Below are 13,349 nucleotides of genomic sequence, written 5' to 3'. Positions count from 1 at the left end.
GTTTCTTCTCCCGCTTGCGGGAGAAGGTGGCCCGCAGGGACGGATGAGGGGAGCTTTTGGTTTTTTGGCTTTCTGCACTTTGGCCTTGGCTCTGGCTCCGCCCAGCTCAACTCAAAATCTGCTCCGCGTGCTTTCAAAGCGCCCTCACCCCAACCCCTCTCCCGTAAACGGGAGAGGGGCTTTCAAAGCCTAGCTCCCCTTACATGGCTACCGGGCCTGCGACCAACCAAATGACCAGCACCCGCCAGGAACAACGCGTGTTGAAACTCTCCATCGCAGCCACCGTACTGGTTGCTGCGATCGGCTTCTTTGGTGGCATGCTCGCGCGCTCACAAGCGATCCTGTTCGATGGCATCTACAGTCTGGTCGACGTGGCACTGACACTGGTCGCTCTTGCTGTACTGCGCTTGATGGCCCGTGAGCAGAGCCCACGCTTCCAGTACGGTTTCTGGCACCTTGAGCCCATGGTCGAAGCGCTGGGCGGCGCGATCCTCAGCCTGGCCTGCATCTACGCACTGGCCAATGCAGTGATCGGCTTCAGCGACGGCGGCCACGAGACACGACTTGGCCCTGGCCTGCTCTGGGCCGGTTTGCTGGCCGTGGTTGACCTGGCGATGGCGGTGTGGATTGGCCGTCACGCGCGGCGGCTGCAATCCGGCCTGCTGCGCCTGGACGCACGCGCATGGCTGCTTACCGGCTTGATGAGCCTTGCCGTGGTGCTGTCCTTCGTCATCGCACTGGCACTCCGCGGCGGCGCCCATGAACACTGGATTCCCTACCTCGACCCTTTGGTGCTCGCCTGCATCGCCTTGGCGACGCTACCAGTGCCGCTGCTTGGAGCATGGAAAGCTGCGCGCGAAGTCCTGCAGGTAGCACCAAGCGAGCTGGATCAACTCGTGCAACAGGTGATGCAGGCGTTCGTCGCCAAGCACCAGTTCGAAGGCTTCACCAGCCACGTTGCCAAAATCGGCCGCATGCAGTTCGTCGAGATCCACATCCTGACCAGACCCGATACACAGCTCGGCAGCATCGGTGATGTCGACCGCCTGCGCGATGAGATCGCTGCGCAGCTGGACGCACGCTCGGGACGCTTCTGGCTGACCATCGACTTCACCTCCGACCCGGCCTGGACATGAGCCCGCCAAACCCCAAGAAGATGGGCCTGACCATGGCGACCATGCTGGTTGCCGGCAACATGATCGGCACCGGCGTATTCCTGCTACCGGCAAATCTGGCCACCGTCGGCAGCATCTCCTCGGTAGGCTGGCTGATAGCCACCGCTGGCGCCATCGCGCTGGGACTGGTGTTCGCTCGCCTGTCACAACTCGATCCGCAGCCCGGCGGCCCTTACGCCTACGCGCGCGATGCCTTCGGCAACTACATCGGCTTCGTCAGCAACTACGCCTATTGGTTCGGCAACTGGATCGGCAACGTCGCCATCGCCTTGGTAGTTACCGGCTATCTGAGCCACCTGTGGCCCTGGTTGCAGGATGTCTACCCACGATTGGGCTTTACCTTGGCGGTGATCTGGTTGCTGAGTCTGGCAAATGCACGTGGTGCACGCTGGATCGGCGCGTTGGAGACCGGCACTCTGCTGCTGGCTTTGATCCCGATATTGGGTATCGCCATCTTCGGTTGGTGGTGGTTCGACCCGGCCTTGTTCAGTGCCGGCTGGAACGTCAGCGGCATGGACGACAGCGCAGCCATCTCACGCAGCGCCTCGATCGCACTGTGGGCCTTCATGGGCGTGGAGAGCGCAGCGGTATCGGCCGATGTCATCGACAACCCCAAGCGCAATATCCCGCTGGCCACCCTGCTCGGACTGGCGCTGGCGGCGGTGATCTACATCAGCTGCTCGCTGGTGATCATGGGCATGGTGCCGATGGCGCAGCTGCGCGATTCCTCGGCACCGTTTGCCGATGTCGCACAGCTGATGATCGGCCCTTGGGGCGTCCTGGTGATCGCGCTGTGCGCGATTCTCAAATCAGCGGGCGCGCTGGGCGGTTGGATGCTGCTGGTCGGACAGTCTGCCAAGGCAGCAGCGGAAGACGGGTTGTTCCCGCGCGTGTTCTGCAGGCTCAACAAGCACGGCATGCCCGGCACCGGCCTGATGATCGTGGCAGTACTGATGAGCGCGCTGCTGCTGGTGACTTCCTCACCCACACTGGCCCGCCAGTTCGACCAGCTGACCAATATCGCGGTTCTGCTGACCATCATTCCCTACCTTTTCTCTGCCGGCGCACTGATCTGCACCACCCTTGATCGTGGCGAACAGGGCTGGATGCGCGCGGCCTGCCTGTTCACCGCGGCCGCCGCCATCGCCTACTGCCTGTACGCGCTTCTCGGCGCAGATGCCCAACTGCTCGCCTACGCCACGGTGGCGATCCTGTTCAGCGCGGCACTGTATCCGTTCTTCCGCCAGCGGATGCTGGAAAGCAGCAAAGAACGTAAATCCAGCCGTGCATAGTATGCGACATCGACACCGCAAATACGGCGGTGAAGCAGACCGCATTGCCAGGCCAGAGCGTCAGCTGCCCATGCGCAGGAATGACAGGCAACAAATTCGCGCCTAGCCCCCAGGGTTGTTGTCCGGCTGTGCCAGCAATACCGCCAGATCCGTTTGGCACCTTTGCAACCCGCAGACGTTGCGTTCCTACACGCTCGTTGCTGACGATGGGATTGCCATCAGTGCTGGCACCGAAGATCCGCACCCAGTGTTGCGGGTAGATCCATACCGCCGCAAGTTGCTTCGACCGCTGAGCACCTGAACGCCTAGCGCAAAGCGACCGCCATGCGCGACACATACCTCACGCTCGCCATGTTGCTTCTGGCGCCATCCGCCGGGTTCGCCTCCCCTCGCAGCGACCGCCAATGCCGGCGCCTACGCAGATGCCTTCTCAGGCGTGCAGAGCGAGCTGTACCCATCGCAGTCGAAGTATCCGTCCCCTCATGCGTTCCGCCACTCGCCTTTCCCTCACGCACTCTGCGCAAACAGGCATCGCCTACGCAGCAAGCGGCGTTGCAATCCTTACTTGGATAAACGCAGACCATGCACACTTGCATCATCGCCATTGATGAAAATCAAACAACTATCCCGCTCGATAACACCTGCAACTTTTCGCTGAAATGTTCCAATTCGCGCAACTCGCAGCAACCCATTGACGCCGACATTACCAAGTGAACATCTTCGCTCCCGCAACGCGTGGCAAGCATTGACCAACGTGCGTGGAGTCACTACGGAAATGGAACGCAAGGCAATATCAACATCCCTGCCAGCAACCGTCAGCAAACCACTGACTACTGACTGCTCGTGTAGGCCGCTCTGCAGCGCTGAGCGGATTATCCGACGATTGGCAAACGGCAAGCCTGGACGTCGTACGCAACGTTTGGATGCAGGCGGCCATTCCATCTTGTGCACAACGTCAGCACCCGCGTCGCTGCTCTATCCACCTGCCCCAGCGAGCCCCGCTCTGATGCAGCACTTGCGGCAAACATTGCGGATAGAGACCAGGCACGGAGCCCGCTACGCCAACGTGTAGCAGCTTCCTACGTCACGGCTCACCGCGTGCTTTCAGCGGCCACTACGCCGGACCGGAAGCAACCTTATTCAGACCCACGTTGAATCGCCGTGTTGACTATGTCCCGGCTGAATTTCTCGACGGTGGCAAGCGTCAGCAAGCACGGCACCTGCGCAAACAGATCAACGCACAAACCCACCGGACCCACCGGTTCCCAGCCGCACCATCGGAGAGAAATGCATGAGTAAATCCACCACGCACCAACACCGGAGCCCCGGAAGCGGGCCGCGTTGCACACACTTGTCACTGGCCCTGCTTTCCGCGCTGGCAGCCGCACAACCCGCGCTGGCCACGGAGCAGACTGCCGCTTCGGAGCCTGCCACCAAGGACCTGGACACGGTGACGGTACGCTCCACCCACCAGGCCAAGCCCCTGCAACGTACGCCTATCTCCGTCAGTGTAGTGACGGCCGAACAGCTCGACCGCACCAACATGAGCAACATCTCCGACCTGCAATACCTGGCACCCGGTGTGTCGTTCTCGGCTACAGCAGGCACCTCCAATAGTGGTGGTTTCCAGATCCGCGGCATCGGCACGCAAGCCTATAGCGTTGCCTCCGAGCAGACCGTCGGCACCGTGGTTGACGATGTCGTCATCGGCATTCCGCGCGACCTCGGTGTTGCAGGCTTCAGCGATGTGGAGCACATCGAGGTACTGCGTGGACCACAGGGTACGCTGTTCGGCAAGAACGCCTCCGCCGGCGTGGTCAACATCAGTACCCATAACCCGGAAATAGGCACCAACAGCGGTACCGTTTCGCTCTCACTGGGCGAACGGAATGAGCACGTCGCGCGCCTGACGGGCAACCTTGCGGTTTCAAACAATGCCGCAGTCCGCATTTCCGCTTACTACAAGGACCAGGACGGCGCGATACCCAGTGCCTTCCACGACTGGAACATAGGCGACCAGACCGGAAAAGGTGTCCGTGGCAAGTGGCTGTGGACTCCTACTGAAAACCTCGACTTGCTGCTGACAGCGGAACGACAGACCTTACTTACCCGTACAGTAAACATCCCTTACACATTGGGTAACGATGCGGCGTACAACAACGCCCTTGCCAGCTTTGCCAACGTAGGCGGGGACAACTTCATCGGCCCTGGCGACGGCGAGGCGCTGGCCTTCCAAGGCGTTACCGGGTTCAGCGGAAAAGCCGACCTCCGGCTTGCCGGTGGTGCCCAGCTCACCTCGGTGACCGCATACCGCAGCTCAAGCGTGTATCAGATGCACGACATCGACCAGACACCGGGCGACTACCTCAACAACAATCTGACGACAATCCGTGCCCACCAGATCAGCCAGGAATTCCGCCTTGCCGGAAAAACACTCGCTGACAAGCTGGACTACGTGCTCGGCGCCTACTATGTGAACGTTGCAAGCACTTACGAATACATGGGCTACGGTGGCTTCAACTTGACCTCGACCGAACCGACCAGGTTGTTTTCAGTGACTGGCCCCAAACAGCACATCGATGCCGACACAAAAAGCTACGCTTTCTACGCCAACGGCAATTACCCGCTGAGTGAACGCTGGTCAGCCAGCGCCGGACTGCGCTATACCCATGACAACGTGGAATCGGGCATCACCCCGCTGACCCCTCCGATCGTGGATGGGTTGCCCATCGTCTACCTCGGCTCGACCGTCGCGTCGTCCGTGCAGATCAGCAAGGCCAATGTTTCGGGTAAAGCTGCCATCCAGTTCCAGCAGACACCAAACTTGATGTGGTACGCCAATGTCGGCACTGGCTACAAGGGCCCAACGGTAGATGCCACACGCACCAGCTCCAACAAGATCCAGCCTGAAAAATCCACCGCCTACGAAATTGGCGTCAAATCGCAGTTCCTGGATCGCGTACTGACCGTGAACGCCAGCCTGTACCGCTCCGACTTCAAGGACTTCCAGGCACAGACCTACATTCCAGAGACGTTGGGCTTTGGTATGGCCAATGCGGGCAAGATGCGTACCCAGGGCGTTGAGCTGGAAGTAGCTTGGCGCCCATCTGCCGACTTCACTTTGCTTGCCAATGGTGCGATCACCGATGCCAAGTTCGTAGACTATTACGGGCGCTGCGAAGTGGAGAGCGACGCCAATTGCGAGCTGGTCAATGGCATTCTGATGGGAGACATGTCCGGGTTCTCGCCAACCTTCGTGTCAAAGTACAGCTATGGCCTCAGTGGCCTTTACTCACATGCGCTGGGCAACGGCTTGGCATTCAATGCAAGTGGTGGCTGGAACTACCGAAGCACTTTTTACAACTCGGTGGCTCAATCCCACACCCGCACCAAAGGTTACGGCATAGCCAATCTTTCAGTTGGCATAGGCGCCGAGGACGGTCGCTGGGAAGTTTCGTTGTATGCGCGCAACCTGCTGGACGAGCACTACCGCAGCTTCGTTTCATTCGGGACGGTGCTGAACCAGGGCGGGCTCTTCCAATATCTCGGTCCGGACAGCTTCCGTACGGTCGGAGTTACAGCGACGCTGAACTTCTAAACAGGCGGACCTCCGGCCAAACAGGCTTGCAACAGGCGCCCTCCTCTCGTTGCCGGATCTCATCCGTCAACGCGCCTTCCCTGCGCAGCCGCCTGCCGCCGCCAGACGCCATGCGCATCAGGCAATAACCTTGCTTGGGACAATACCGTTGTTCAGCCCAAGCCCGCGCCTCTACAGCACCAACCCTCCAGGTGATGCGCTGCCCCATTCACACCGCTCGCCAAGCCAGGCAACACTGGCAGGGCGCACAGGTACGCAACCCGGGTGAACATGGCCACTTCGTGTGCCGGGGCACAGCGCCTACAATGGTCCTCTTTGCGGCAGCCCCCTGCCCAACCGACCAAGTGGACCCCGCGTGACCGAGAAGAAGCCCGAACACACCCCGTTGATGAAGCAGTTCTTCGCAGCCAAGTCCGAGTACCCGGACCTGCTGCTGTTCTTCCGGATGGGCGATTTCTACGAACTGTTCTATGACGACGCGCGCAAAGCCGCGCGTCTGCTCGACATCACCCTGACCCAGCGCGGCAGCTCCGGTGGCGCGCCGATCCCGATGGCCGGTGTGCCGGTGCACGCCTTTGAAGGCTATCTGGCACGGTTGGTCGCGGTCGGCGAGTCGGTGGCGATCTGCGAGCAGATCGGTGACCCGGCGCTGGCCAAGGGCCTGGTCGAGCGCAAGGTGGTGCGGGTGGTTACCCCGGGCACCGTCACTGACGAGGCCCTGCTGGACGAGCGCCGCGACACCTTGCTGATGGCGCTGTCGCGCAGCAAGGCCGGTTACGGCCTGGCCTGGGCCGATCTGGCTGGCGGTCGTTTCCTGGTCAACGAAGTCGACACTGATGACGCGCTTGAGGCCGAACTGGCCCGACTGGAACCAGCTGAGCTGCTGGTGCCGGACGAGGAAAACTGGCCGGAATTCCTGCGCCATCGCAATGGCGTGCGCCGTCGTGCGCCGTGGCTGTTCGACGCTGATAGCGGCCGCCGCCACCTGCTGAACTTCTTCAAGCTGCATGACCTCAGCGGCTTCGGCATCGACGACAAGCCGCGCGCCACCGGTGCCGCTGGCGCCCTGCTCGGCTATGTCGAGGAAACCCAGAAGCAGCGCCTGCCGCACCTGACCTCCATCTCGATGGAGAACGCCGGCGAAGCGATCGCGATGAATGCCGCCACCCGCCGCCATCTGGAACTGGATACGCGCGTTGACGGCGACACCCGCAATACCTTGCTTGGCGTGCTCGACAGCACCGTCTCACCGATGGGTGGGCGCCTGCTGCGACGCTGGTTGCACCGCCCGCTGCGCCTGCGCAATGTGCTGCAGCAGCGCCATCATGCAGTGGCAACGCTGATCGACCGCGGTACCGACGCCGACCTGCGCGACAGCTTCCGCGCCCTCGGCGACATCGAGCGCATCCTCACCCGCATGGCGCTGCGCTCTGCGCGCCCGCGCGACTTTTCCACCCTACGCGACGGCCTGGCCCTGCTGCCGGCAATCACAGCGCAGCTGGACACGCTGGATTCGCCGCGCCTGCAGCAGCTGCGCGCCGAGCTTGGCTCGCACGATCAAAGCGCCCATCTGCTGGCCAGTGCCATCGCCGAACAGCCGCCATTGAAGCTCTCCGATGGCGGCGTGATCGCCGAAGGCTATGACGCCGAACTCGACGAACTGCGCCGCCTATCCACCCACGCCGACCAGTTCCTGATCGACCTGGAAGCACGCGAGCGCCAGTCCAGCGGCATCGCCACCTTGAAGGTCGGCTACAACCGCGTGCACGGCTATTACATCGAGATCAGCAAGGGCCAGTCCGATAAAGCGCCGGTGCACTACACCCGCCGTCAGACCCTGACCAATGCCGAGCGCTACATCACCGAGGAGTTGAAGAACTTCGAGGACAAGGTGCTGTCCGCACGTGAGCGCTCGCTTAGTCGCGAAAAACTGCTGTACGAAGGTCTGCTCGATATCGTTGGCCAGCATCTGGAACCGCTGAAGCGCTGCGCTGGCGCCCTGAGCGAACTCGACGTATTGGCGGCATTCGCCGAACGCGCGCAGGCGCTGGACTGGTCGCAGCCGGAACTGCAGGAAGAGGCCTGCCTGCGCATCGAACGCGGCCGCCACCCGGTGGTCGAAGCGGTACGCGATACCCCGTTTGAGCCGAACGACCTGGACCTGCATCCAGACCGTCGCATGCTGGTCATCACCGGCCCGAACATGGGCGGTAAGTCCACGTACATGCGGCAGAACGCATTGATCGTGCTGCTGGCCCATATCGGCAGCTTCGTGCCGGCCAGCCGCGCGGTGATCGGCCCGATCGACCGCATCCTGACCCGCATCGGCGCCGGTGACGACCTGGCCAAGGGCCAGTCCACCTTCATGGTGGAAATGGCCGAGACCAGCTACATCCTGCACCACGCCACCGAACATTCGGTAGTGTTGATGGATGAAATCGGCCGCGGCACCTCGACCTATGACGGTCTTGCGCTGGCCGATGCGGTCGCGCGCCACCTGGCCTACCAGAATCGTTGCTACACGCTGTTTGCGACGCACTACTTCGAGCTGACCGCCTTGGCCGATGAGAGCCATGAAGGCGGCGCCAGCGGCATCGCCAACGTGCATCTAGATGCGGTGGAACACGGCGACACGCTGGTGTTCATGCATGCGGTGAAGGACGGCCCGGCCAACCGCAGCTTTGGTCTGCAGGTGGCGGCACTGGCTGGCCTGCCCAAGTCCACCGTCGCCCAGGCACGTCGTCGCCTGGCCGAGCTGGAACAGCGTGGCGGTGAAACCCAGAGCGCGGCGATGGCGCCACAGGCATTGGATGCGCCGCAGCAGTTTGGTTTGTTCGCCGCGCCGAGCTCGGCTGCCTTGGATGCGTTGCAGGCGATTGATCCGGACGAGCTGACGCCGAAGCAGGCGCTGGAAGCCCTGTACCGGGTGAAGTCGCTGATCTGAGCCGCAGCGCACTTGTAGTGCCGAGCCATGCTCGGCATGAAGCCCCACCTGTAGTGCCGAGCCATGCTCGGCATGGGGCTTTCCCGGCGCAACCCGCTGCCGAGCATGGCTCGGCACTACGGCTTCTACCCCCGCCCTTTGGCCGAAGGCCAAGGGGAGGGTTGGGGAGGGGTTGGCTCTTTCTGCCTTTCGAGCAATGTCAGCTTCGCGGCTTACGCCGCTCCCACAAGCGGGAGCAAGGCATCATCCAACTCGCCCGCACGCACCGACGCCGGCCGCTGCAGATGGACGGCGCAGTAGTCCGTGAATGCCGGCTTGGCCTCAAGCTCACCTACGCGGATGTAGTAGCTCAGGAACGACGCCATATAAAGATCGGCGACGGTGAAACTGTCCCCCACCAGATAGCGCTTGCCGGCAACTGCTGCTTCCAGCGTACGCAACAGATCCTCGGCGGTGCCATAACCGGCCTCCATCGGCGGTGCCAAGCCACCATGGCGACGGTCGGTGACGAAGGCTTCCAACGGCCCGGCCGCAAACAGCACCCAGCGATAGCATTCTCCACGTTCGGCACTGCCCACTGGCGGCAACAAGGTCTTGGCCGGCGCAAGATCAGCCAGGTGCAGGCAGATCGCGGCGTTCTCGGTGATCGCGGTTGTCCCCTGCACCAAGGCCGGCACCTTGCCCATCGGATTGATTGCCAGATACTGCGCTGACTTCATGCTGGTGCCGTACTCCAGCATCACCGCGTCGTAGCGCAGACCGGTTTCTTCCAGCATCCAGCGGGTAATGCGGCCGCGCGAATGTGGATGGCTGTAGAAGGTAAGCATATCGGTCATGTCAGGCACCTGCGTTGTAAGGAGCCGACAGTGTGCGCAGGGGCTACTGACAGCCGCTGTCAGCAGTGACGCATCATGTATCCGTCATGCATTGCGCACGCCAGCGTTTCAACAACTGATGACGTTGCGCTGGATAGCGCTGCGCGGTGTCTTCCAGTGCCAGCAATCGATCAGCGCGGAAGTGACGAAAATCACCACGCATTTCGCACCACGCGGCCAGCATGCGTACGTCGGCCATGAACGCCATCGCGAACGGCCAGATCATGCGCTCGCTGACCCTGCCCTCGACGTCGCGGTACTGGATGCGCACCGCATTGCCATCGCGGATGGCACGGCGCAAGGCTGGCAGCCATGGCTCCGGTGGTACCGCGTGCCAGTGCGGTGCGAACAGGCCGCTGGTTTCGACCTGCAGGCGCAGCGTTTCGGGCAGCACGCCGATGACACGCTGCAATGCGGTGTCGGCTGCAGCCGCGAGTTCCGGGTCGCCATGCGAGGCCACCCAGCGCGCGCCCAGCAGCACCGCTTCGAGCTCTTCGGCGGAAAACATCATCGGTGGGAGCAGGAAACCCGGCCGCAGCTGGTAGCCGATGCCCGGATCACCCGCGATATCGGCGCCCTGCGCGCGCAAGGCATCGATATCCCGGTACACGGTGCGCAAGCTCACCTCCAGGCGCTGCGCCAGCTCGGCACCGCGCACCGGCGTGCGGCGCCGCCGCAATTCATCCAGCAGGTGCAGCAATCGGGCAGCGCGTTGACTCATTGGGGGTTCCGGCACAGGCAGGTGCCCAGCATACCGGCTGACGGCCAGCGCATTGAGCCTGCGGCATCAACAGAGCGCATTTATCCCGGCTAGCTGAGCAATAGGTAAGCCCTATCAGAGCGAGCAGTTCATTTGATTATTCATTTAACACGTCGGTGGTTACAGTCGGTGCAAGAACTACCCCAACGCCAGCAGGAGCCAGCCATGAGCAACGACACCAAGCCGACCTGTCCGTACCACAGCGCCCCCTCCCCCGAGCAGGCCGCGCAGTCGCAGCGTGACACCAGCACCACCCCCAAGCAGCAGCACGGCGACGCACCGGTGACGCCGCTGACCACCGCCTTCGGTGCGCCTGTGGTGGACAACCAGAACAGCAAGACCGCAGGCCCGCGCGGCCCGTTGCTGATGGAAGATGTATGGCTGCTTGAAAAACTCGCCAACCTCAATCGCGAGATCATTCCCGAGCGCCGCATGCATGCCAAGGGCTCCGGTGCATTCGGTACGTTCACCGTCACCCATGACATCAGCAAGTACACCCGCGCCAAGCTCTTCTCGGCGGTGGGCAAGCAGACCGAGATGTTTGCCCGTTTCACCACCGTGGCCGGTGAGCGCGGTGCGGCCGATGCCGAGCGCGACATCCGTGGCTTCGCACTGAAGTTCTACACCGAGGAAGGCAACTGGGACCTGGTCGGCAACAACACGCCGGTATTCTTCCTGCGCGACCCACGCAAGTTCGGCGACCTCAACAAGGCGGTCAAGCGTGACCCGCACACCAACCTGCGCAGCGCCCGCAACAACTGGGACTTCTGGACCCTGTTGCCGGAAGCATTGATGCAGGTCACCGTGGTGATGAGCGACCGCGGCATCCCGCGCAGCTTCCGTCATATGAACGGCTTCGGTTCGCACACCTACAGCTTCACCAATGAGGGCGGCGAGCGCTTCTGGGTGAAGTTCCACTTCGTCACCCAGCAGGGTGTGCAGGCGCTGACCGATGCGCAGGCCGAAGTGCTGGTCGGCAAGGACCGCGAAAGCCACGGCCGTGACCTGTTCCAGGCGATCGAGCGTGGCGAGTTCCCGAAGTGGAAACTGTTCGTGCAGGTCATGCCGGAGCTGGAAGCCGAGACCTATCGCGTGCATCCGTTCGACCTGACCAAGGTCTGGCCGAAGAGCGATTACCCGCTGATCGAAGTGGGCGAGTTCGAGCTCAACCGCAACCCGGTCAACTGGTACCAGGACGTGGAGCAGTCAGCATTCGCACCGAGCAACCTGGTGCCGGGTATCGGCCCGTCGCCGGACAAGATGCTGCAGGCGCGTCTGTTCGCCTATACCGATGCGCAGCGTTACCGTCTGGGTGTCAACCACCACCAGATTCCGGTAAACGCCGCCCGCTGCCCGGTCTTCAGCAACCACCGCGATGGCGCCATGCGTGTGGACGGCAACTACGGCGGCCTGCCGCACTACGAGCCCAACAGCTATGGCCAGTGGCAGGAGCAGCCGCAGTACCGCGAGCCGGCACTGAAGATCCGTGGCGATGCCGACTTCTGGAACTTCCGCGAAGACGACAACGACTACTTCAGCCAGCCCGGCGCCCTGTTCCGCAGCTACAACGCCGCGCAGCAGCAGCGTCTGTTCGAGAACACTGCACGCGCCCTGGGCGATGCGCCGGACTTCATCAAGCAGCGCCATATCGACAACTGCAACAAGGCCGATCCAGCCTACGGCGCAGGCATCGCCGCCGCCCTGCAGAAGCTGGCCGCGGCAGCCGCCCCGGCTGATCCGTTCGCACCGCCGCCGCATCCGGGCAGCGATTTCCCGACCGCCACCCCGGGCGCCGAGGACATCGAGCTGTAAGCCCGGCCCGTTGATCCAATGACGAGACAGCACCGCCCGCCCTGCGCGGGCGGTGCTGTTTCCGCCCACAAGCCAACACGTCGTCGGCCTCTTCACTTACGCCCCCTTGCGGGGGTTACCATGCCGCTCGGCAACCCGCCATTCAAGGAATCCCGATGAGCCTGACCGACGACCTTCTTTCCCAGCTGCAGGGCGCACCGTTGCAGCAGGTTTCGCAGCAGCTTGGCATCGACAGCCAGCAGGCCTCAGGCGCGATCAGCGCCGCGCTGCCGCTGTTGATGGGCGCATTGGGCAACAACGCGGCCAAGCCGCAGGGCGCCGAAGCCCTGTTCGGAGCACTGCAAAACAACCACAGCGGCCTGGACATCGGCAGCGTGCTGGGCGCGGTGATGGGCGGCGGCAACAGCCCGGCAGCCAACGGCGCCGGCATCCTCGGCCACATTTTCGGCGGCAGCCAGGACCGCGCTGAGACCGGCCTGGCCCAGGCCACCGGCTTGAGCCCGAGCAGCTCCAGCCAGCTGCTGAAGATCCTCGCCCCGATCGTGATGGCCTACATCGCCCAGCGCATGAGCAGCGGCGGCGCCCAGGCCAACCCCGATGGTCTGGCGCAGATCCTGGGCCAGGAGAAGCAGCAGGTGACGCAGGCCGGCGGTATCGGCGGCGGTCTGCTGGGCAGCGTGCTGGACCAGGACGGCGACGGCCAGTTTGGCGTCAGCGACCTGATCAGGCTGGGCAGTGGCTTGTTGGGCAGCGGCAAGCGCTGAGCAGGTAGCGGTTGATTGAAAACGCCACCGTAAGGTGGCGTTTTTTGTTTCTGTAGTGGCGCCCCCACAAAGGGAGCGGGAAAAACATTTTAGAACCAAAAAACCCCAAGAACAGCACGAAAAACGGAG

General features: G+C 62.7%; 8 protein-coding genes. 6 read left to right on the top strand and 2 right to left on the bottom strand.

Annotated elements, in window-relative coordinates:
• The first annotated feature begins 230 nt into the window (after positions 1 to 230).
• The 4 genes from ACVOLS_RS07835 to mutS all read left to right on the top strand — a co-directional run bounded on the left by ACVOLS_RS07835 (position 231) and on the right by mutS (position 9,009).
• A complete protein-coding gene (locus ACVOLS_RS07835; protein ID WP_481545153.1) occupies positions 231 to 1,136 on the top strand; it encodes a cation diffusion facilitator family transporter in 906 nt (301 codons plus the stop codon).
• Complete coding sequence (locus tag ACVOLS_RS07830; protein ID WP_481545152.1) at positions 1,133 to 2,467, top strand: amino acid permease; 1,335 nt, start codon at positions 1,133 to 1,135, stop codon at positions 2,465 to 2,467. The genes ACVOLS_RS07835 and ACVOLS_RS07830 overlap by 4 nt, the downstream gene beginning before the upstream one ends.
• Before the next feature lie 1,291 nt (positions 2,468 to 3,758).
• A complete protein-coding gene (locus ACVOLS_RS07825; RefSeq protein ID WP_481545151.1) occupies positions 3,759 to 6,065 on the top strand; it encodes a TonB-dependent receptor in 2,307 nt (768 codons plus the stop codon).
• 388 nt (positions 6,066 to 6,453) lie between these two features.
• Positions 6,454 to 9,009 (top strand): DNA mismatch repair protein MutS, encoded by a 2,556-nt coding sequence (gene mutS, locus ACVOLS_RS07820; protein WP_481545217.1) that lies wholly within the window; start codon positions 6,454 to 6,456, stop codon positions 9,007 to 9,009.
• Positions 9,010 to 9,221: 212 nt separating this feature from the next.
• Here mutS and ACVOLS_RS07815 read toward each other — a convergent pair whose 3' ends face one another.
• A complete protein-coding gene (locus ACVOLS_RS07815) occupies positions 9,222 to 9,845 on the bottom strand; it encodes a glutathione S-transferase family protein (RefSeq protein ID WP_481545150.1) in 624 nt (207 codons plus the stop codon).
• A gap of 73 nt (positions 9,846 to 9,918) precedes the next feature.
• Positions 9,919 to 10,605 (bottom strand): helix-turn-helix transcriptional regulator, encoded by a 687-nt coding sequence (locus tag ACVOLS_RS07810; protein ID WP_481545149.1) that lies wholly within the window; start codon positions 10,603 to 10,605, stop codon positions 9,919 to 9,921.
• A gap of 204 nt (positions 10,606 to 10,809) precedes the next feature.
• On the opposite strand from ACVOLS_RS07810, the gene ACVOLS_RS07805 reads away from it, so the two are divergent.
• Both ACVOLS_RS07805 and ACVOLS_RS07800 read left to right on the top strand, forming a co-directional pair.
• The gene (locus ACVOLS_RS07805) at positions 10,810 to 12,456 is read left to right on the top strand and encodes a catalase (protein ID WP_282273065.1); all 1,647 of its coding nucleotides are present in this window, start codon (positions 10,810 to 10,812) and stop codon (positions 12,454 to 12,456) included.
• A 155-nt stretch (positions 12,457 to 12,611) separates the two neighbouring features.
• Positions 12,612 to 13,220 carry a DUF937 domain-containing protein gene (locus tag ACVOLS_RS07800; RefSeq protein WP_481545148.1) on the top strand — a complete coding sequence of 203 codons (609 nt, stop codon included), beginning with the start codon at positions 12,612 to 12,614 and terminating at the stop codon, positions 13,218 to 13,220.
• Positions 13,221 to 13,349: the final 129 nt, after the last annotated feature.

This window comes from Stenotrophomonas sp. STEN038, from assembly GCF_056759895.1.
Note: the sequence above shows the minus strand (reverse complement) of the source record. Positions and strands in the feature narration are given on the sequence as shown.

Excerpts from the sequence above, each read along its gene's own strand:
- ACVOLS_RS07835 (WP_481545153.1), top strand. The coding sequence starts at position 231 with ATGACCAGCACCCGCCAGGAACAACGCGTGTTGAAACTCTCCATCGCA.
- ACVOLS_RS07830 (WP_481545152.1), top strand. The coding sequence starts at position 1,133 with ATGAGCCCGCCAAACCCCAAGAAGATGGGCCTGACCATGGCGACCATG.
- ACVOLS_RS07825 (WP_481545151.1), top strand. The coding sequence starts at position 3,759 with ATGAGTAAATCCACCACGCACCAACACCGGAGCCCCGGAAGCGGGCCG.
- mutS (WP_481545217.1), top strand. The coding sequence starts at position 6,454 with ATGAAGCAGTTCTTCGCAGCCAAGTCCGAGTACCCGGACCTGCTGCTG.
- ACVOLS_RS07815 (WP_481545150.1), bottom strand. The coding sequence starts at position 9,845 with ATGACCGATATGCTTACCTTCTACAGCCATCCACATTCGCGCGGCCGC.
- ACVOLS_RS07810 (WP_481545149.1), bottom strand. The coding sequence starts at position 10,605 with ATGAGTCAACGCGCTGCCCGATTGCTGCACCTGCTGGATGAATTGCGG.
- ACVOLS_RS07805 (WP_282273065.1), top strand. The coding sequence starts at position 10,810 with ATGAGCAACGACACCAAGCCGACCTGTCCGTACCACAGCGCCCCCTCC.
- ACVOLS_RS07800 (WP_481545148.1), top strand. The coding sequence starts at position 12,612 with ATGAGCCTGACCGACGACCTTCTTTCCCAGCTGCAGGGCGCACCGTTG.